Consider the following 19,408-nt stretch of genomic DNA (forward strand, 5'->3'; position numbering starts at 1 on the left):
TCCGGTGCCCGATGTCCGAGGGGCACGCGAGAATGGGTCCATGGGGCGCGGTGACGGCACGGGACGGATGGTCTCGGCCGACGATGCCGACGACAGCGGCACCGGCATCCTGCATGTCGACATGGATGCGTTCTACGCTTCGGTCGAAGTGCTCGACGATCCGTCGCTGAAGGGGAAGCCGATCATCATCGGCGCACCCGAGGGTCGATCTGTCGTCTCGAGTGCCTCGTACGAGGCACGGCGCTTCGGGGTGCGTTCGGCGATGCCCGTGTCGCAGGCACTGCGGCTGTGCCCCGCAGCGGTGGTGGTGATGCCGCATTTCGACCGATACTCGGCCCTCTCTGCTCAGGTCATGGAGATCTTCCACTCCTTCACACCGCTGGTCGAGCCGCTCTCGATAGACGAGGCTTTCCTGGATGTCCGGGGGGCGGGCCGCCTGTGGGGCACCCCCGGCCGGATCGCCCGCACGGTGCGCGAACGGGTCCTCGCCGACACCGGGCTCACGTGCAGCGTCGGCGTGGCCGCGACGAAGCACGTCGCGAAGATGGCCTCGACGATCAGCAAGCCGGACGGCATGCTGATCGTCTCGGGCGACCAGACGCAGGCCTTCCTCGATCCGAGACCCGTCCGCGCCATGTGGGGCGTGGGTCCGAAAGCGGCGGAGTCGCTCGAGGCCCGAGGCATCCGCACGATCGCCGACATCCGCGGTACCCCGCAGGCCGTGCTCTCCCGCACGCTCGGGCCCGCGATGGGGGAGCGCGTGTGGCAGCTGGCCCGCGGTCTCGACCCCCGCGCCGTCACCCCCGAGAGGGTCGAGAAGAGCATCGGGCACGAAGAGACCTTTCACGAGGACATCACCGATGCACGCCGGCTGCGGGCCGAGCTGCGCCGCTTGTCCGACAGAGTCGGTGTGCGCCTCCGCAAGAACGGATGGGAGGCGGCGACCATCTCGATCAAAGTGCGGTTCTCGGACTTCACCACCGTCACTCGTGCGCAGACGCTCGAGTCGCCGACCGCCGTCGGCCAACGCATCGGGGATGCCGCCCACGAGCTCTTCGACGCACTTCACACCCGCGATGCGGTGAGACTGGTCGGCGTCCGCGCCGAAAAGCTGCACGCTGCCGGCGGTAGCGCCCTGGCACTCTGGGACGATGATGAAGGCTGGCGTCGCGTCGAGGGTGCCCTCGACGATGCGGCCGCGCGGTTCGGTCGTGATGCCGTGACGCGCGCCGCCTTCCTCGGTCGCGGTCCCGCGATCAACGCCCTGCCCACCAACCCACTGCCGGGTGCTGACCTGTAGAGCGATCCCGAGACGTCAAGCCCTGTGCGCGACCGCGATCCGCAGCTAGCGTGGGGGTATGCCAAACATCGCACTCGAACTCGGTCAGCAATCCGCCACCCTCGGGGTGCACAGCGCCTACGGCGACGTGAAAGACCTCGACGGCGTCCGCATCGTCCCTGTGGCCCTCGCGTGGACGGGCTTCGGAGGCGGTTCCGACGAGGTCGGCAACGGCGGCGGCGGCGGCGGCGGTTATGCGCTTCCCCTCGGTGCATACATCCGACGCGGTGATGATGTGCGATTCGAACCCAACGTCGTCTCTTTCGCCGCCGTGGCGATCCCCCTCATCTGGGTCACGGGCCGCGCACTGAGCCGTGTCATCCGCGCCCTCAAGAAGTAGCAGAGATCCCCTGGCTGCCGCGCGGGCGGCAGCGGTCGCCCGCACCGTCGAAGCCGTGCGCGCGGTGGGGGCCACCAACCCGGTCGTCCTGATCGACGGCCGCTCCGGTGCGGGCAAGACGACCTTCGCGCGCGAACTGGTTGCACAGTGGCCGTTGCGCGGTCGTGTGCAGGCGGTGGCGCTGGATTCGCTGTACCCGGGGTGGGATGGACTGGCCGACGGCGTGGAGGCCGCACGAACACAGATCCTCGTGCCGCACGCGCGCGGAATGATCGGCGTGTGGCAACGGTGGGATTGGGACTCATCGACGTACGCCGAGGCGAGCGCCGTCGACCCCGCCCTGCCGCTGATCCTCGAGGGGTCGGGCATCCTCACCCCGGTCACCGCGCGTCTGAGCGACGTGCGGGTGTGGGTGAACGCGCCGGCGGATGCGCGGAAGCGTCGTGCACTCGACCGGGACGGGGACGGATTCCGGCCGCACTGGACGCGCTGGGCCGAGCAGGAGGAGCGGCACGTGTCGCGAGACGATCCGCAGGGTCAGGCGACGCTGACCTTCGACTTCCCCTGACGCAGACCGATCAGTCGACCGTCGCGGCACGCACGAGTCCGTCCAACCGGAAGCCGAGCCAGTCGTAGATGCCGAACCGCGAATCATCCTCGTCGTGATCGTCGTCCGTCACGATCCCCAATCGCGTCGCGATGACCAATCGGATCGCGGCGAGGGTGCGCATCCACGCCCTGACCTGTTCGGCGTCCAGGGCGAGGGTGAGGATCTGCTCCAGTCGTGGATCGTCGAGGCCGAGACCGCTGTCGTCGTCGAGCTGCGCATCGGGCCCCAGGGTCTCCAGAACGACCCGGCTGTCCGTGGTTCGTCGCCCCAGCAGATCGGTCTCGGTGACCTCGCGGAACTCCCTCGCCGACACGGCGTCACCGCGATACGCGTCCGGGACGAGACGGGCGATCGCAGGATCCCCGCTCTCAGAGGTTCCCGCGGAGTCGTCCAGCAGATCGAGGAACTGGACGACGAGACCCGCCAGGTGCGTCGCCTCGATACGTGTGATCTCGAGCACCACCAGCCGCTCCTCGCTCACGGGGACGACTCCCTGACGGTGGCCCACAGTCCGTAGTCGTGCATCGCCTGCACGTGCAGTTCCATCTGCTCGCGGGCGCCCTCGGCGACGATGGCGTGGCCGTCATGATGCACGGCCAGCATCAGCCGGGTCGCCTCGTCGGGCGAGCACCCGAAGTAGCTTCGGAAGACGTAGACGACATAGCTCATCAGATTGACGGGGTCGTTCCAGACGACAGCCTGCCAGGGCCCCGACGACGCGGGAAGTCCCGACAGATCCACATCGACGTCGGTGTCGATGCCGGGCGCGGTTGCGGCGCCCATCAGGACCACCCCAGCTCATGCAGACGCTCGTCGTCGATGCCGTAGAAGTGGGCGATCTCATGCACGAGGGTCGTGTGGAGCTCGTCCTGGAGTTCCGCGACGTCCTCGCAGGCGGCGAGATGAGCCTCCCGGTAGACGATGATGCGATCGGGCAGCTCGCCCGTTCCGTAACGCTCCCGCTCCGTGATCGCCCATCCGTCGTAGAGACCGAAGAGATCGAGGCTGCCGTCCTCCGGCCGATCCTCCACCACGAACACCACATTGTCGAGACCGTCGATCATGTCGTCGGGGAGTCGGTCGAGCTCGGAGACGACGAGGGACTCGAACGTCGCAGCATCCATCTCGATCATTGTCCTGCTCACTCTCATGAGCTCACTCGCTCATGTTCTCTCGCGGGGGATGGCCTGATCCGGATCGTGGCCCCGCATTCCACGTCGTGATGACGGACCTCCTAGATTACGACATGAACAGGCTGCCGGAGCCCGTGCGGAGCGGCACGCGGCGGGCATCGTCGAGAACGTCGACGGCGCACGAAGACAGGTAGTCCGCGACGAGATTCAGTAGTGCCTCGGTAGTGCGTGTCCCCCGAAAAGGGGACACACTGCGGATGGCAATCCCACGCAGCGGGCGTACGTTGGAGTCATCGGCTCGAGAGCCGACGAACAAGGGGGATGTTCCGATGACGACGATGTTATGGAATCTCGAAGTGTGGTGGGCTCGCAGGTGGTTCGCTCGGATGACGGTGAGGCAGGCGTACGTCATTTCGGTGGTCCTCGACGTCCCCGTGGAGAAGGTGCTAGCCATGCATCCCTCTCTGCGCACGAGCGAAGATGTCGAGCGGGCTCACGCCGAGAGCGGAAGCAATCGATGAGAACGCCGGCAGGGGGATGTCCTGGGTCCCGCCGAGGTACCGCTCGACGGCGGGGGTGCTCAGATGCGCAGCCTCGGCGATCTCCGGGTGAGTCATGCCGATCTGGATCCGTCGCAGCTCCAGCTGATAGGCGACAGCCATGTTGAGTGTCAAGGCACTGTCATCGGTCATTCGGAGAGCGTAACTGCGACACCGGACGTCAGGGCCATGGCCTTGCGCAGAGAGACGCAATCGAGTAGCCCGATGTGTACCGACTACCTAGTGCTCGGGCTCCCGTTCGCACCGGGTGTTCCAGGGTGAGTAACGGGGCTCGAACCCGCGACATCGGCCACCACAAGGCCGCGCTCTACCAACTGAGCTATACCCACCATCGCGGCCCGCTCGCGCAGGCAACCACACGATTGTATTACACCTCGAAGACGAACGACGACACCGCGGAGGCTGCGAATCCTTTGGCGGTCTCGCTGTCAGGGCCGGGCTGAGGCACGAACACCGCCTCGCGGTAGTAGGCGAGTTCCCGAATGGATTCCCGGATGTCGGCCAACGCACGATGGCCGCCGTCCTTGCCCGGCGCGTGGATGTATGCACGGGGATACCAGCGCCGGGCGAGCTCTTTGACGCTCGACACGTCCACGTTGCGGTAATGCAGGAAGCGGTCGAGTCGGGGCATGTACTTGGCGAGGAACATGCGATCCGTGCCGATCGTGTTGCCCGCCAAAGGCGCCTTGCCCTCGACCGGCACGAAACGTTGAATGTACTCCAGCGCCCGGAACTCCGCCTCCGCAGCGCTGACGCCACCGGGAATCTCCCCCAGCAGCCCCGACGAACGATGCATGTTCGTCACGAACTCGTTCATGTGATCGAGGGCCGAATCGTCGGGCTTGACGACGATGTGGAATCCCGGGTCGAGGATGCGCAACTCGAAGTCCGTGACGATGACGGCGATCTCGACGATCTCGTCGACATCGAGGTCGAGTCCTGTCATCTCGCAGTCGATCCACACGAGCCGGTCTGTTGTCGTTGACCCCACCATGCGATCCATCCTATCGACGGCGCCGACACCCGGATTCGAGGCCACGCGATAGCCTGGTCGGGCACGCCTTCGTAGCTCAATGGATAGAGCATCGGCCTTCTAATCCGACGGTTGCTGGTTCGAGTCCAGCCGGGGGCACCGCAGATCCGACCGATCATCCGGCGTGCCGAGTGACGCCTCCGCGGCCGTCGCGGCGGTGTCCGCACACGCCGGGGATGCTCTAGCCAGCGTGACATCCGAGGCGTACCGTCACAGTCATCGGAAGGAGTTCCACAATGACCACAACCGAGACGCGTCACGCGCTCTGGGTCGCCTACGGGGCATCCGGGGTCGTCGGCTCGATTCGCAAGGGTGCAGACGGCTACACGGTCACGATGGCGGGCGCCGACGCCCCGGCGGGCACGTACCCGACCATGGAGATCGCGAAGAGCGCGGTGAACGCGCGTCAGCCGCACCCCGCCGATTGGCCGATGTTCCGCGAGCACTGAGACGCGCGTCGTCGGGACGGGTGACTCGCACCCTTCACGCATCGCTCCGTTCGGCCTCAGCCAGTCGTCCCCAGGGTGCCGTGACTAGACGACGGGCGTCGTCGCAGGAAGCACACGGTCGCGGGTCTTCGGCTGCGGCGGCGCGTCGAGAAGCGGTAGTGCAAGGTGCACGAGGGGTCCGATGAGGACCGCGAACAACACCGTCCCGATGCCCACCGTGCCACCGAGGAGCCAACCGACGGTGAGGACGGATGCCTCGACCACGAGTCGGCATGTCCAGATGGGCCAGCCGAACCGCGAGTGCATGCCGGTCATGAGGCCGTCCCGCGGCCCCGGCCCGAAATGCGCGCCGATGTAGAGGCCCGACGCGACGGCCACCATCAGGATCCCGCCGAGGAGAAGCGCGATCTGGACCACGATGCCCGACATCGGGGGCACCACGCCGAGCGCCACTTGCATGGTGGTGCCCACCACCAGGATGTTGGCGAGTGTCCCCACTCCCGGTCGCTGTCGAAGCGGGATCCACAGCAGCAGCACGATCAATCCCACGATATTGGTGACCCAGCCCACCCCGATGCCCGTGCGCACGGAGATCCCTTCGGCGAAGACCGTCCAGGGATCGACCCCCAGTCCTGCCTCGACGGTCAGGGCGCATCCCGTGCCGTAGAGGACGAGACCGACGAGCAGCTGTGTGATTCGGCGAGTCATGAATCAATCCAATCTCACAATTGGATCGTGACATCCAGGCCAATTCCGTTATCGTGGCCCCATGGACTCCCGCGTCTCCGCCCGGTCGCTTGCGTCGAGCCTGGGCGGATGGCGCACGCGCGAACCCGCCTACGAGGCCCTGGCAGACGGTATCCGTCTGTTGTGCCTCGACAATCGACTCGCTCCGCGAACCGCGCTGCCGGCGGAACGCGAGCTCGCGAGCGCCCTGACGATCAGCCGCACCACGGTGGCCGCGGCGTATCGCAGCCTGCGGGACAGCGCCCACATCGAGAGCGTCCGCGGCTCGGGGAGCGTCACCCTGCCGCTGCGGCGCGAGGAGCTCGCCGGTTCTGCTCCGGGTGAGGGCACGATCGATCTGCAGCAGGCGAGTCCGCCCGCGTGGCCGGGTCTTGCCGGCGTCTTCGCCGAGATCGCCGGGTCCGCCGGGGCGCTCGTGTCGCGCGTCGGCTACGACGTCATCGGGCGACGCGACCTCCGCGAGGCGATCGCCGAGGGCTACACGCGCCGCGGTATCCCGACGACCGGGGGAGAGGTGCTCGTCACGACCGGGGCGCAGAGCGCCATCCATCTCCTCGCGGTCGTGCTGCTCGGCCGGGGCGATCGCGTCCTGATCGAAACGCCCACCTACCCGCACGCTGCCGACGCGCTGCGCCGCGAGGGAGGCCGTCTGGTCGGCGTGCCGGTGAGTGTCGACGACGGATGGGATCTCGACCGCGCAGAGCAGGCGTTCACCCGGACCCTTCCCGTCGCCGCCTATCTGATGCCGGACTTCCAGAATCCGACGGGGAGGTCGATGACCTCGACCGAGCGCCTCTCCTTCGTGGCGGGCGCCGAACGGTTCGGAACCGTCCTGATCTTGGATGAGACCACCGCGGACCTCGACATCGATCGCCCCGACGACCCGCCGGCGCTGGTGTCCGCCGATCCGTCCATCGTCGTCCGCGTCGGATCCCTGGGGAAGACGGTGTGGGGCGGGCTCCGGATCGGGTGGATACGCAGTGATGCGGATCTCATTCGCCGGCTGACCGCAGTCCGGTCGGCGCACGAGCTCGGCACGCCGGAGTTCGAGCAGGCCGTCGCCACCCTGCTTCTGCCACGCATGCCCCAGATCGCGGCGCAGAGGTCCTCCATCCTGCGTCGCGGTCGAGATGCGCTGATCACCGCGCTGGAAGAGAGAATCCCGGAGTGGCACGTTCCGCACCCGTACGGTGGAGTGTCGCTGTGGGTCGGTCTGGACGCCCCGCTCAGCTCAGCCCTGGTGATGGAATGCCGCTCCCGGGGGCTGTTCCTGTCCGGGGGCCCGCGATTCTCGGTGGACGGAGGCCACGACCGTCGGCTGCGCATTCCCTTCACGGCCTCGGCCGAGCAGCTGGTGCGGGCGACGGACATCCTCGCCGAATCGTGGGCGCATGTCCGCTCGGGTGCACCCGCCCTCCGGGTGGAGCACACGGAGTCGGTCGTCTGAGGGGATGGCGTCAGCGGGACGTCCGCACGCAGTCGACGGCATCTGCGCATGACCAGAAGTCACCCAGGTCGCGGAACGTGCGACTCACCGCGTGGAACCGCCGGGCCCGGTAGCGGATGCCGGCGCCATCATCGATGACGAGAACGTGTCCGAGCACGAGCCCGCCGACGTCGACGACGCGCCACAGGTCTTCTCCCGTCTGCACGAGACGTGCGGGCACCGTCGGCGAGATGGCCATAGCCGTCGACGTCACCTGATCCGGCCGAGTCGTGAGAGTGGTCATGTCTTTCCTCCTCGACTCGAACATAATGACGACCACCGACATCGAGATCTGCGTGGTCGGGGAGGGCGCCGCCGACTCCTCCCCAGTGGCGAAGCGGACGTGTATTTCCCCCGTTCACCCCGGGGAAAAGTGGTGTGCGCACGCCCGGGTCCATCGTGGAGGTGCGGCGGTGTCCGACGGGCACTCGGGCACCGCCGCAGCCCGGGGATGTCCTCCGGCACGCAGAAAGGAACAGTCATGAGCGACACCATCACGGTCACCGGCAACATCGCCACCGACCCGGAGCTGAAGCACACGCCCGCGGGCATCCCCGTCGTCACGTTCCGCGTCGCGAGCAGTCAGCGGCGCTTCGACAAGTCCACGTCCAGCTGGGTGGAGGGCAGCACCAATTGGTACTCGGTCTCAGCCTTCCGAGGTCTCGCAGACCACGCCCACCGGTCCTTGAGGAAGGGCAACCGGGTCGTCCTCACGGGCCGGTTGAAAATCCGCGAGTGGGACACCGGCGCGAAGAAGGGCACGACCGCCGAGATCGAGGTCGACGCCATCGGGCACGACCTGCTCTGGGGAACCACCGTGTTCCAGAGGGACGGCGAAAGCAGATCCGACCACGGCGATGCATCCGACTCTCAGGGGAGGGACGATCAGACCGACTCGACAGGCTGGTCGACCCGGGCACCCGGCGACGCGCCGACGTCGGCGGCTGACGGCAGCTGGTCCGTGCCGTTCGAATCCGACTCCGCGTCAGAGCGCAGCGAGGAGAGCATCGGCGCCGGCGCCCCCTTCTGAGTGCGTTCGCGTCCGCGGCTCTCGGCGATCACTCGGGGAGGCGGCGATGCGCCGACCTAGACTCGGCACGTGCCCCGCCTCCCCGAGCCCCGCAGCCCGATGAGCATCGTCGTGCCCGATCGCTCGCGCCATGTCAGGTTCGGGGTCGCCACCGTGGCGATCGCGCTGCTCCTCGCCGTGACCGGCTGCAGCGCCGACAGCACGCCGTCCCCGACGGTCACCCCGCCCGACGCTGCGCCGTCCGCCAGCGCGTCCACCGCCGCGGAGCCCGCCACGCCGGCAGCTCCTGCGCTTGTGCCCGGAGGGTCGGCCGCCGACAATCTCCCGGTCTTCACCGCCACGGTGAACGCGGTGTGGGCGGGTCCCGACCAGGTATCGGGCAGGGCGTATATCGACGCACTGGTCGGTGCGGGCTTCGACAAGAGCGCGATGCAGGTCACGAGCGACTCGTCGACGGTGGGCAATCCGGCCGAGAGCATCCAGTTCTCCGTCCTGTGGGGCACGGAGTGCCTCGTGGGGCAGGTGGGGCCCGCGACCGGCACCGCGGTGTCCGTCGTCCTTCCCGCCCTCGCTGAAGGCGGCTGCCTCATCGGCGAAACCCGCCCGATCGATTGGTGACGGCTTCGGTTTCGCGGGCGGGGCGTGCCCGGTCGCTCTCCACGTCGCGGGCGAGCCTCTCCGACCGCCCGTAGACTCGCTCTTTGACGTCGTAACGCCGAGGAGAGCATCAATGGCTGAATACATCTACCAAATGGTCCGCGCCCGCAAGGCGGTCGGCGAGAAGGTCATCCTCGACGACGTGACGATGTCGTTCCTCCCCGGCGCCAAGATCGGCGTCGTGGGACCCAACGGTGCCGGGAAGTCGACGATCCTCAAGATCATGGCCGGACTCGACCAGCCCAGCAACGGCGAGGCGAAGCTCACTCCCGGCTACACCGTCGGCATCCTGATGCAGGAGCCCGAACTCGACGAAGAGCTGACGGTTCTCGAGAACGTTCAGCAGGGAGTCGGTCCGATCATGGGAAAGATCACCCGATTCAACGAGATCTCGGCCCTCATGGCAGATCCCGACGCGGACTTCGACAAGCTGCTGGCCGAGATGGGCACACTCCAGGAGGACATCGACACCGCCGACGCGTGGGACCTGGACTCGCAGCTCGAGCAGGCCATGGACGCACTGCGCACGCCGCCCTCCGATGCCATCGTCGCCAACCTCTCCGGGGGTGAGAAGCGGCGCGTCGCCCTCTGCAAGCTGCTCCTCCAGAAACCCGACCTCCTGCTGCTCGACGAGCCCACGAACCACCTCGACGCCGAAAGCGTCCAGTGGCTCGAGCAGCACCTGGCGAAGTACCCCGGCGCCGTGCTCGCCGTCACCCACGACAGGTACTTCCTCGATCACGTCGCGGAATGGATCTGCGAGGTGGATCGCGGACGGCTGTACCCCTACGAGGGCAACTACTCGACGTACCTGGAGAAGAAGCAGGAGCGCCTGCAGGTGCAGGGGAAGAAGGATGCCAAGCTCGCCAAGCGCCTGGCGTCCGAGCTCGAGTGGGTGCGCAGCAATGCGAAGGGCCGCCAGACGAAGTCCAAGTCGCGCCTGGCCCGGTACGAGGAGATGGCCGCCGAGGCTGACCGCACGCGCAAGCTCGACTTCGATGAGATCGTCATTCCGCCGGGACCGCGCCTCGGACAGGTGGTGCTCGAGACCAAGAAGCTCAGCAAGGGCTTCGGAGACCGCATCCTGATCGACGGTCTGTCCTTCACTCTTCCCCGCAACGGCATCGTGGGCATCATCGGCCCGAACGGCGTCGGGAAGACCACCCTGTTCAAGACGATCGTCGGGCTCGAGCCTGCCGACAGCGGTGAGGTGAAGATCGGCGAGACGGTCGACATCTCCTACGTCGACCAGTCCCGCGGCGGCATCGACCCCAACAAGAACCTGTGGGAGGTCGTCTCCGAAGGGCTGGATTGGATCCAGGTCGGCAAGGTCGAGATCCCCTCGCGCGCATACGTCTCCCAGTTCGGATTCAAGGGCCCGGACCAGCAGAAGAAGGCCGGAGTGCTGTCGGGCGGCGAGCGGAACCGTCTGAACCTCGCGCTCACCCTCAAGCAGGGCGGCAACCTGCTCCTCCTCGACGAGCCGACGAACGACCTGGACGTCGAAACGCTCGGCAGCCTCGAGAACGCGCTGCTGGAGTTCCCCGGCTGCGCGGTGGTGATCACGCACGACCGGTGGTTCCTCGACCGTATCGCCACGCACATCCTCGCCTACGAGGGCACGGCGGAGAACCCTGCGCAGTGGTACTGGTTCGAGGGCAACTTCGAGGCCTACGAGGAGAACAAGATCGAGCGCCTCGGTCCCGACGCCGCGAACCCTTCGCGTTCCACGTATCGCAAGCTGACGCGTGACTGACGTCACCACCGGGGTGCGTCTCCACATCCCCATCCCGTTGCGCTGGGGCGATCTGGATGCGTTCAACCACGTCAACAACACAGCCATGCTCAAGCTGCTCGAGGAGGCCCGTGTGCGGGCGTTCTGGAAGCCCGACGTCGGCGAGACGGCGCCACCGACCGCCGTGCTCGACTCGGGCCTCCTCAGCGGCGTCCTGACTCTGATCGCCCGCCAGGAGATCGAGTACCTCGCCCCGGTGCCGTACCAGCGCCATCCCCTGGACGTGCAGATGTGGTTCGGCAAGCTCGGCGGATCGAGCATCGAGGTCTGTTACGAGGTCTGCAGTCCACAGGAGACGGCGGAGCAGGGCAGGCAGATCGTCTACGCTCGTGCGACGACCGTGGTGGTGAAGGCGGATGCGGCCACCGGGCGTCCGTTGCGCCTCTCCGCCGAAGAGCGCTCGGCGTGGGCGCCCTTCACGGGCGAGCCGATCCTCTACGCGCACCGTCGCTGAATCGCGGACGCGTGATCGTCAGGGCTGCGGCACCCGCACCATGATCTCTTGAGCGACCGTCGCGAGCAGTTCTCCACCGCGGGAGAAGATCCGCCCGGTGGCAAGCCCTCGGCCGCCCCGCGCGCTCGGCGACTCCTGGACGTACAGGGTCCATTCGTCGAGGCGACCGAAGCGGTGCCACCACATGGCATGATCCAGGCTCGCGACCTTGAGCCCGGGTGTCGCCCACGCCACACCGTGCGCGCGCAGCACCGACTCTTGGATCGACAGATCACTCGCGTACGCGAGGACCGCGCGATGCACCGCAGGGTCGTCTGGAAGAGGCGAGCGGGTGCGCATCCACACCGCCTGGTGCGGGACGTGCCGACCCTCGACCGAGAGGTAGATCGGCGACGGGATGTGCCGCAGATCCACGGGTCGATCGGCGAACAGCCTCCGCGACATGGGGTGGAGGCCCTGGATGTGATCCTCGAGATCCGGAATGTCCTCGGGTCGAGGAAGATCTGCGGGCATTTCGGCCTGGTGTTCGAGTCCGGGATCCTCGTCCTGGAAGGACGCGATCATGGAGAAGATCGGCACGCCCTCCTGGTAGGCCTGGGTGCGTCGTGTGGAGAACGACCGACCGTCGCGCAGCCGATCGACGGAGAACGTGATGTCGCTGCTCGCGTCGCCGGGACGAAGGAAATACCCGTGCATCGAGTGTGGAATACGCTCCGGGGGGAGGGTGCGCGAAGCCGCTACCAGGGACTGGGCGAGCACCTGGCCCCCGAACACGCGACCGAGCGGCATCGACTGCGACCGGCCCGTGAAGATGTCCTCGGTCGTGCGCGCCTCGCTTGCGGCGATGTCCAGGACCGCCAGCATCGCTGCCACGGTGTCCGCGGGTGCGTCGTCTGCCACGGTGTCACGATCCCTCTCCTCGGTCGTGGGGACCGAACCTTCGGTTGGTAGTTTAGGCGGATGCCTGCGCGCCTCCTCTTCCTCGACCCGCACGCCGCCGCCGACGCGATGACATTCGCCGGGCGGGCCTCGCGTCTCGCCGAGGACGCGGTGCGACTGCAGGCGGCCGGCGGCACTCTGGCCATGACGGCGGCGCCTCTGGCACCGCGAGGTCTGCTCGATTCGACCCCGACCGTGCTCGCTCTGCGGGCGCTGCCGGTCGACCCCGAGCTGGAATGCGACATCGTGGTGACGGCATCCGCTCTCTCGCCATCCGCTGACGACGCCGCGGCGATCGACCTGCCGGAGTCGGCTCAGAGCGCCGCGTGGGCGGGGATCTCACCCCCGCGATCCGGGTGGACGGAGCTCCCTGGAATCACGGCGTCGACGCTCGCCGAGCGGGCGCAGTGGGGGATAGCCGCCGTCGCGGAGGGGATGCCGCAGAACGCCGGAGAGGATGCTGTTCGAGCGATCCGCGCGAGCGTGTGGGGAGCACCCGACGCCCAGATGGACGATCTGCCGCGCGGAGCAGCCTTCGCCGCCTTCGCCATGGGATTCGTCGCAGGGGAGGAGACGGCCCGGGTCCTCACCAGCGGACCCTGGACCCGCCTCACCCTCGCGAGAGGTCACGTCCTTGTGCGGGGGCCCGTGCGGAGCGGGCTGACAGCCGTCCGCGCCACGGGTTCGCCGACCGCGCGCTGAATCCGTGACGGCCCGTCCGGGCGCCGTCGCCGTGGTTTCCGATCACGCATCCTGCGGGGGCTGGCGCGCGCTCAGACCGATGCCGCGGCGGCGCGTCCTGCGATCCGGCCGGAGAAGAGGCATCCGCCCAGGAACGTCCCCTCGAGCGCGCGATACCCGTGAACGCCACCGCCGCCGAAGCCGCTGGCTTCGCCGGCCGCATACAGTCCGGGGACGACCGCCCCCTCCGCGTCGAGTACCCGCGCGTCCAGGTCGGTCTCGACACCGCCCAGCGACTTGCGTGTGAGAACGTGCAGCTTCACCGCGATGAGCGGTCCGGATCTCGGATCGAGGATGCGGTGCGGGCTCGCCGTGCGGATGAGCCGATCACCCCGGTAAGAACGAGCCGAGCGCAGCATCGCGACCTGCGCGTCCTTCGTGAACTCGTTGTCCATCTCGCGGTCGCGCGCCTCGACCTCGCGCCGCACGCGCTCGCCGTCGAGCGCATCTCCGCCGGGGAGCGCGCGCATACCGTCGATGAGTCCGTCGAGATCATCGCGCACGACGAAGTCGTCGCCGCGGTCGAGGAACGCCTGCACCGGTGCGGCCGCCCCTCTGCCGAGGCGCGACTTCACCAGCAGTGGCACATCCTTGCCCGTCAGGTCGGGGTTCTGCTCGCTGCCCGAGAGCGTGAACTCCTTCTCGACGATCCGCTGCGACAGGACGAACCACGAGTGGTCGTGCCCGGTCGTCCGCAGATGCGCCAGGGTTCCCAATGTGTCGAAACCCGGAAAGAGGGGCACGGGCAATCGTGCTCCGGTCGCGTCGAGCCAGATCGAGGACGGGCCCGGCAGGATCCGGATGCCGTGGCCAGGCCAGACCGGATCCCAGTTCTGGATCCCCTCGACGTAGTGCCACATGCGATCGCCGTTGATCAGGTGGGCGCCGGCGGCTGCGGCCACGGGCTGCATGGACCCATCGACGTAGGCGGGCACTCCGGCGATCATCGTCGCGGGCGGCGTCCCCAGCCGGGCCGGCCAGTGTCTGCGCACCAGTTCGTGATTGCCGCCGATGCCGCCTGAGGAGATGATCGTCGCTCCCGCCTCGATGTCGAAGCCGCCGACCACCTCGCGGGATGTCGCGACCCCGCGTGCGGCGCCGGACGGCGCGAGGATGTCCCCGGCGGCACCGGTCACGGCACCGTCCCGGGTGAGCAGGGCGGTGACGCGGTGACGCGGGAGGATCGTCAGGCGCCCCGCAGCCTCGGCCTCCACGACGGCGGCATGGAACGGTGCGACGACGCCCGGTCCTGTTCCCCATGTGACGTGGAAGCGCGGCACGGAATTGCCGGGCCCCAGGGCGGTGTAGCCGCCGCGCTCCGCCCAGCCGACGACGGGGAAGAAGCCGACGCCGCGCGATCGGAGCCACGCGCGCTTCTCACCGGCGGCGAACTGCAGGTATGCCTCCGCCCATCGCCGCGGCCATGCGTCCTCTTCGCGATCGAAGCCGGCGGTGCCGAACCAGTCCTGGCGCGCGAGGTCGAGCGAATCCGAGATGCCCATGCGCCTCTGCTCGGGCGAATCGACGAAAAAGAGACCGCCGAAGGACCACCAGGCCTGACCCCCGAGATTGGTCCGCGGCTCCTGGTCGACGATCGTGACGGACTTCCCCGCCGCCACCGCCTCGGCGGCGGCGACAAGACCCGCGAGCCCCCAGCCGACGACGAGGACATCGCTGGACCGCGTGGTTCTGGTGATCATCAGGACTCCTTCGTCCGTGGGGTGAGAGGCACCTCAGCTCGTCCTGTCGGGGCGGGGCCGATGCCCCCGGGCTCGCTGGGGGAGCGTTCGAAGGTGTTGACCATCGCGTGCGCCGCACGGTTCAGATAATCCCAGAGCGTGGCCTCGTGCAGGGGAGGCAGGTCGAGCGCGTCCACGGCCGCACGCATATGACTCAGCCAGCGGTCGCGCGCATCGGGATTGACGTGGAAGGGCATGTGGCGCATCCGCAGTCGGGGATGACCGCGTTCCTGACTGTAGGTCGTCGGGCCACCCCAGTACTGCTCGAGGAACATCAGCAGGCGCTGCTTGGCGGGACCCAGGTCCTCCTCGGGATACATCGGCTTCAGGACGGCGTCGGAAGCGACACCGTCGTAGAAGACGTCGACGAGACGCACGAACGTCTCATGGCCCCCGATCTCGTCGTAGAACGACATCGGTTCGTGCTCGCTCATGCCGGCGTCCCGTCCGTGGGGCCGTCAGCATCGGTGTCGGCGTCCCTTTCCGCCGACACGGGGGGGAGCTTCTGAGCGCGCGGATGCCGCGGTGCGGCCGGAGCTTCGTCGTCGGATTCGACAGAGTCCCAGGAGACGGACGCCGGTGCGCGCGCATCTGCGGGGGGTGTCGCCGTCGCGCTCTTCTTCGCGCCCCGCTTCGGCCGCCATTTCGGCGTGGCCTCGCTCACGAGCACCGTCGGGTTCGGCCGGGTCCTGGGCGGGTTCGCCCCGCGAACGCGCGATGCGGCGTCCAGTCCGGTGAGCGTGATCGAGTTCAACGCCGGAAGGCGCAGACCCAGCTCATCCATCGCATGCTTGATCCGCATCCGGAGTTCGCGCGCCACGTCGTCCTTCGCGTTGGACCTGGTCTTCATCACGAGCCGGATGACGAGCGCATCACCCGAGACGGACTCCAGGCCCCACACCTCCGGCTTGTCGATGATGCGTGTACGCCACTTCGGGTCCTTCGCCAGCGCGCGCGATGTCTCCAGAAGCGCGTCCTCCACCTCGTCGATCTGCGCGTCGTACGGAACAGCAAGGTCGATGATCACGCGGGCCCAGCCCTGGGACATGTTGCCGATGCGCGTGATCTCGCCGTTGCGCACGTACCAGAGCGTGCCGTTCACGTCGCGGACGTGCGTCACGCGGACGCTCACGAACTCCACGATGCCCGCCGCGAGCCCCAGGTCGACGACGTCGCCGATGCCCACCTGGTCCTCCGCGACGATGAAGATGCCGTTCAGCACGTCTTTGACGATGTTCTGCGCGCCGAAGCCGAGACCGGCGCCGATGGCGGCCGTGAGCAGCGCGAACGAGCCCAGGATGCCGGAGTCGATCGCGTTGACGATCAGGATCAGCGCGATGATGACGATCGTCACATTGACGATGTTCTGCAGGATCGAGCCGAGGGTCCGGGTGCGCTGCACGAGGCGGACGGATGCGAGCGGCGAGCGCTCCAGCGCCTGCGTGTCGTCGACGTTGGCCTTTCCCTTGGCGCCGTTGACGATCCGCGACACGACCCGGCGGATGACGAGCTTCAGCAGCCACGAGAGCACCAGCGCACCGACGACGATCCCCGCGACCATGAGCGCCTTGACGCCGAATGCCAACCACCACTGACCGACCTCCGCCCAGAAGGTGGTGACGGCGGGTTCGGCGGTGTCCAGAGGAGCGATGATCATCGGTTCAACTCTAACGACGGATGCCTCGGCAAACCCTGGAGAGGGCAGGCCGAGGCATCCGATCCGACGTGTCGCTACTCGGCGTCGCGCTCCTGGACTGCGAGCGCCCGCTCGACGCCGGCGAGGTTCTCCAGGACCAGGCGTCGCAGCGCCGGGGTCGCCTGTCCGTTCGCCGCCAGCCACGCGCGCGTGGCGTCGCGCAGGCCACGATCGGCGAGCGCCGCGGGGTAGAGACCGGTGATGAGGTACTGGGCGATCTGGTAGGACCGCGACTCCCAGATCGGAAGGATCATCTCGAAGTAGGGCGCCACGAAGTCGCGCAGCAGCTCCACGCCCGCGGGGTGGGTGAAGCCCAACGCAGCCGAGCGGACGATCGTGTTCGGCAAGTCGTCGCTCTTCACCAGCGAGTCCCAGGCGGCACGCTTGGCCTCGGCCGTCGGGAGTGCGGCCTTCGCCTGCGCGGCGAACTCGCCGCCCTTGGCGGTGTTGTCCTCCGCGAGCGCCGCGTCGACGACGGCTTCCGAAACGATGCCGCCCGCCGCGAGCGAGACGAGGAGCTGCCACGAGAGGTCGGTGTCGATCTCGAGGTCGGTGAAGACGACCTCTCCTTCGCGCACCTGCCGGACGCGCTCCCACTGCTCGGGTGTGGAGGCCGCCGTAGCGAACGAGGTCACGAACTGCAGCTGACTGTCGCTGCCGGGCTCAGCCGCCTGCGCGAGCTCCCACAGCGCGTCGGCGACGCGCTGACGGCTGGCCGCGCGCTTCTCGGGCGCGACATACGCGTTGGCGGCGAGCTGCAGCTGGGCGAGCGTCGTACGCACGGTCGTCGATTCGCTCTCGTCGCCGATGTTGCGCAGCACCAGGTCGATGTAGTCGGTCGCGGACGATTCGGCATCGCGGGTCTGGTCCCACGCCGCTCCCCACACGAGTGATCGAGCCAGCGGATCCTGGATGTCCCGCAGGTGGGCGATGGCCGTGCGCAGGGACCGCTCGTCGAGGCGGATCTTCGCGTACGCCAGATCTTCGTCGTTGAGCAGGACGAGGTCGGGCCGCTTCTGACCCTTGAGCTCCGCGACCTCGGTGCGATCGCCGTCGACGTCGATCTCGATGTGGTGCACGCGCACGAGGTCGTCGCCTCGGAGGCTGTAGAAGCCGACGCCGAGACGGTGCGGGCGGATCGTAGGGTAGTCCGCCGGCGCCGTCTGGACGATCGCGAATCGGCTGATGGCGCCGTCCGCGCCCTCCTCGATCAGCGGCGTGAGCGTGTTGACTCCCGCCGTGGTGAGCCACTTCCTGGCCCACGTGTCCAGTTCGCGCCCACTCGTGGTCTCGAGCTCGGCCAGCAGGTCGCCGACCTCGGTGTTACCCCACTCGTGCTTGGCGAAGTACGCCGCGACCCCGGCGAAGAACTGCTCGATGCCGACCCATGCCGCGAGCTGCTTGAGGACGGATCCGCCCTTGGCGTACGTGATGCCGTCGAAGTTGACCTGCACGTCCTCGAGATCGTTGATCTCCGCGACGACGGGGTGGGTGGAGGGCAGCTGATCCTGCCGGTAGGCCCACGTCTTCTCCATCGCGTTGAAGGTCGTCCACGCCTCGGTCCACTCCGTCGCCTCGGCCGTCGCGATCGTCGAGGCCCACTCGGCGAACGACTCGTTCAGCCAGAGGTCGTTCCACCACTTCATCGTGACGAGATCGCCGAACCACATGTGCGCGAGCTCGTGCAGGATCGTCACGACGCGGCGCTCCTTGACGGCGTCGGTGACCTTGCTGCGGAAGACGTAGGACTCGGTGAACGTGACCGCGCCCGCGTTCTCCATGGCACCCGCATTGAACTCGGGGACGAAGAGCTGGTCGTACTTCGCGAACGGGTACGGGTAGGCGAACTTCTCCTCGTAGTAGGCGAAGCCCTCCCGCGTCTTGTCGAAGATGTAGTCGGCGTCGAGGAAGCTCCAGAGGCTCTTGCGTCCGTAGACACCCAGGGGGATGACGCGGCTCGACGCGCTGGTCAGCTCGGAGAACGTCGACTCGTACGGACCGGCGATGAGGGCCGTGATGTAGGAGGAGATGCGCGGCGTGGGCTCGAAGTGCCAGGTAGCGGAACCACCGCCGTGGAGCGTGGGCTCGGGGGTGGGGGAGTTCGAGACGATCGCCCACTCGGCGGGCGCGGTGACGGTGAACTGGAACGTCGCCTTAAGGTCGGGCTGCTCGAAGACGGTGAACATCCGCCGGGAATCGGGCACCTCGAACTGCGAGTAGAGGTAGACCTCGCCGTCGACCGGGTCGACGAACCGGTGCAGGCCTTCGCCGGTGTTGGTGTACATGCAGTCCGCGTCGACGATGAGCTCGTTCTCCTGCTCGAGTCCGTTCAGCGCGATGCGCGAGTCGGTGTGCGCCCAGACCGGGATGTCGCGGCCGTTCAGCGTGATCGTGCGCACGTTGTTCGAGATGAGATCGATGAACGTGTCGGCACCGGCCGTGGCCGAGAAGCGCACGACGGTGCGCGACGCGAAGACCGTGTCGCCCTTCGTCAGATCGAGGCTCACCTCGTAGGAGTGCGTGTCGACGATGGTGCGGCGCTCTTGCGCCTCGATGCGGGTGAGGTTCTCTCCAGGCACTGCTGCTCCCGTGGGGGTGAAGGGCGGATGCCGCGGACTGGCGCTGCTGGCGCCGACGACAACCGGACCAGCCTACGTCAG

22 protein-coding genes and 2 tRNA genes are annotated in these 19,408 nt (G+C 67.9%); 11 read left to right on the plus strand and 13 right to left on the minus strand.

Annotation, left to right across the window (positions count from 1 at the left end):
* Positions 1–40: 40 nt before the first annotated feature.
* The 3 genes from dinB to ACFXOO_RS05785 are packed head-to-tail and all read left to right on the plus strand — an operon-like array spanning position 41 to position 2,247.
* Complete coding sequence (gene dinB, locus ACFXOO_RS05775; protein ID WP_394563008.1) at positions 41–1,300, plus strand: DNA polymerase IV; 1,260 nt, start codon at positions 41–43, stop codon at positions 1,298–1,300.
* A gap of 58 nt (positions 1,301–1,358) precedes the next feature.
* A complete protein-coding gene (locus ACFXOO_RS05780) occupies positions 1,359–1,679 on the plus strand; it encodes a hypothetical protein (protein WP_378839237.1) in 321 nt (106 codons plus the stop codon).
* The gene (locus ACFXOO_RS05785) at positions 1,654–2,247 is read left to right on the plus strand and encodes a hypothetical protein (protein ID WP_378839240.1); all 594 of its coding nucleotides are present in this window, start codon (positions 1,654–1,656) and stop codon (positions 2,245–2,247) included. Before ACFXOO_RS05780 ends, ACFXOO_RS05785 begins: the two co-directional genes overlap by 26 nt.
* A gap of 10 nt (positions 2,248–2,257) precedes the next feature.
* Here ACFXOO_RS05785 and ACFXOO_RS05790 read toward each other — a convergent pair whose 3' ends face one another.
* From ACFXOO_RS05790 to orn, 6 genes are all read right to left on the minus strand, one after another.
* Entirely contained in the window at positions 2,258–2,770 is a 513-nt protein-coding gene (locus ACFXOO_RS05790) for a DUF2017 family protein (protein ID WP_394563009.1), read from the minus strand.
* Positions 2,767–3,072 (minus strand): ATP-dependent Clp protease adapter ClpS, encoded by a 306-nt coding sequence (gene clpS, locus ACFXOO_RS05795; RefSeq protein WP_394563011.1) that lies wholly within the window; start codon positions 3,070–3,072, stop codon positions 2,767–2,769. Before clpS ends, ACFXOO_RS05790 begins: the two co-directional genes overlap by 4 nt.
* Positions 3,072–3,422, minus strand: coding sequence for a metallopeptidase family protein (locus ACFXOO_RS05800; protein ID WP_394563013.1), 351 nt, complete (start codon positions 3,420–3,422; stop codon positions 3,072–3,074). Before ACFXOO_RS05800 ends, clpS begins: the two co-directional genes overlap by 1 nt.
* 446 nt (positions 3,423–3,868) lie before the next feature.
* Positions 3,869–4,114 carry a helix-turn-helix domain-containing protein gene (locus ACFXOO_RS05805; protein WP_394563015.1) on the minus strand — a complete coding sequence of 82 codons (246 nt, stop codon included), beginning with the start codon at positions 4,112–4,114 and terminating at the stop codon, positions 3,869–3,871.
* 124 nt (positions 4,115–4,238) lie between these two features.
* Positions 4,239–4,311, minus strand: a tRNA-His gene (locus ACFXOO_RS05810).
* Positions 4,312–4,349: 38 nt separating this feature from the next.
* A complete protein-coding gene (gene orn, locus ACFXOO_RS05815) occupies positions 4,350–4,976 on the minus strand; it encodes an oligoribonuclease (RefSeq protein ID WP_378839252.1) in 627 nt (208 codons plus the stop codon).
* Between the two features lie 65 nt (positions 4,977–5,041).
* Here orn and ACFXOO_RS05820 point away from each other — a divergent pair.
* Positions 5,042–5,114 (plus strand) — tRNA-Arg (locus tag ACFXOO_RS05820).
* 137 nt (positions 5,115–5,251) lie between these two features.
* Positions 5,252–5,464, plus strand: coding sequence for a methyltransferase (locus tag ACFXOO_RS05825; RefSeq protein WP_378839255.1), 213 nt, complete (start codon positions 5,252–5,254; stop codon positions 5,462–5,464).
* A gap of 84 nt (positions 5,465–5,548) precedes the next feature.
* Here the strand turns inward: ACFXOO_RS05825 and ACFXOO_RS05830 are convergent, their stop codons facing one another.
* Positions 5,549–6,172, minus strand: coding sequence for a YitT family protein (locus ACFXOO_RS05830; protein WP_394563016.1), 624 nt, complete (start codon positions 6,170–6,172; stop codon positions 5,549–5,551).
* 61 nt (positions 6,173–6,233) lie between these two features.
* Here ACFXOO_RS05830 and ACFXOO_RS05835 point away from each other — a divergent pair, with 61 nt between their 5' ends.
* Positions 6,234–7,658 (plus strand): PLP-dependent aminotransferase family protein, encoded by a 1,425-nt coding sequence (locus ACFXOO_RS05835; RefSeq protein WP_394563017.1) that lies wholly within the window; start codon positions 6,234–6,236, stop codon positions 7,656–7,658.
* 10 nt (positions 7,659–7,668) lie between these two features.
* Here the strand turns inward: ACFXOO_RS05835 and ACFXOO_RS05840 are convergent, their stop codons facing one another.
* Complete coding sequence (locus ACFXOO_RS05840) at positions 7,669–7,941, minus strand: hypothetical protein (RefSeq protein WP_378839262.1); 273 nt, start codon at positions 7,939–7,941, stop codon at positions 7,669–7,671.
* A gap of 237 nt (positions 7,942–8,178) precedes the next feature.
* Between ACFXOO_RS05840 and ACFXOO_RS05845 the strand changes: the two genes are divergently transcribed.
* The 4 genes from ACFXOO_RS05845 (at position 8,179) to ACFXOO_RS05860 (ending at position 11,633) form a co-directional block, all read left to right on the plus strand.
* Positions 8,179–8,727 (plus strand): single-stranded DNA-binding protein, encoded by a 549-nt coding sequence (locus ACFXOO_RS05845; protein WP_394563018.1) that lies wholly within the window; start codon positions 8,179–8,181, stop codon positions 8,725–8,727.
* Positions 8,728–8,796: 69 nt separating this feature from the next.
* Positions 8,797–9,345, plus strand: a complete 549-nt coding sequence (locus ACFXOO_RS05850; protein WP_394563019.1) for a DUF6993 domain-containing protein — start codon at positions 8,797–8,799, stop codon at positions 9,343–9,345.
* A 112-nt stretch (positions 9,346–9,457) separates the two neighbouring features.
* Positions 9,458–11,140 (plus strand): energy-dependent translational throttle protein EttA, encoded by a 1,683-nt coding sequence (gene ettA, locus ACFXOO_RS05855; protein ID WP_378839270.1) that lies wholly within the window; start codon positions 9,458–9,460, stop codon positions 11,138–11,140.
* Positions 11,133–11,633, plus strand: a complete 501-nt coding sequence (locus tag ACFXOO_RS05860; RefSeq protein WP_394563021.1) for an acyl-CoA thioesterase — start codon at positions 11,133–11,135, stop codon at positions 11,631–11,633. Before ettA ends, ACFXOO_RS05860 begins: the two co-directional genes overlap by 8 nt.
* A gap of 18 nt (positions 11,634–11,651) precedes the next feature.
* On the opposite strand, the gene ACFXOO_RS05865 is transcribed toward ACFXOO_RS05860, so the two are convergent.
* Positions 11,652–12,497, minus strand: a complete 846-nt coding sequence (locus ACFXOO_RS05865; protein WP_394563213.1) for an acyl-CoA thioesterase — start codon at positions 12,495–12,497, stop codon at positions 11,652–11,654.
* Positions 12,498–12,593: 96 nt separating this feature from the next.
* Between ACFXOO_RS05865 and ACFXOO_RS05870 the strand changes: the two genes are divergently transcribed.
* Positions 12,594–13,274 carry a hypothetical protein gene (locus ACFXOO_RS05870; RefSeq protein ID WP_394563022.1) on the plus strand — a complete coding sequence of 227 codons (681 nt, stop codon included), beginning with the start codon at positions 12,594–12,596 and terminating at the stop codon, positions 13,272–13,274.
* A gap of 71 nt (positions 13,275–13,345) precedes the next feature.
* Here ACFXOO_RS05870 and ACFXOO_RS05875 read toward each other — a convergent pair whose 3' ends face one another.
* The 4 genes from ACFXOO_RS05875 to pepN all read right to left on the minus strand — a co-directional run bounded on the left by ACFXOO_RS05875 (position 13,346) and on the right by pepN (position 19,327).
* Positions 13,346–15,013, minus strand: a complete 1,668-nt coding sequence (locus tag ACFXOO_RS05875; protein ID WP_378850675.1) for an FAD-binding dehydrogenase — start codon at positions 15,011–15,013, stop codon at positions 13,346–13,348.
* Positions 15,013–15,486: a globin gene (locus tag ACFXOO_RS05880; protein ID WP_394563023.1), complete on the minus strand. Its 474-nt coding sequence runs from the start codon at positions 15,484–15,486 to the stop codon at positions 15,013–15,015. Before ACFXOO_RS05880 ends, ACFXOO_RS05875 begins: the two co-directional genes overlap by 1 nt.
* On the minus strand, positions 15,483–16,709 hold the full coding sequence (locus tag ACFXOO_RS05885) for a mechanosensitive ion channel family protein (RefSeq protein WP_394563024.1): 1,227 nt from the start codon (positions 16,707–16,709) through the stop codon (positions 15,483–15,485). Before ACFXOO_RS05885 ends, ACFXOO_RS05880 begins: the two co-directional genes overlap by 4 nt.
* A 74-nt stretch (positions 16,710–16,783) precedes the next feature.
* Positions 16,784–19,327, minus strand: a complete 2,544-nt coding sequence (gene pepN, locus ACFXOO_RS05890; RefSeq protein ID WP_394563025.1) for an aminopeptidase N — start codon at positions 19,325–19,327, stop codon at positions 16,784–16,786.
* Positions 19,328–19,408: the final 81 nt, after the last annotated feature.

It is taken from the genome of Microbacterium sp. P03 (genome assembly GCF_043556235.1).
Classification (GTDB): Bacteria; Actinomycetota; Actinomycetes; order Actinomycetales; family Microbacteriaceae; genus Microbacterium.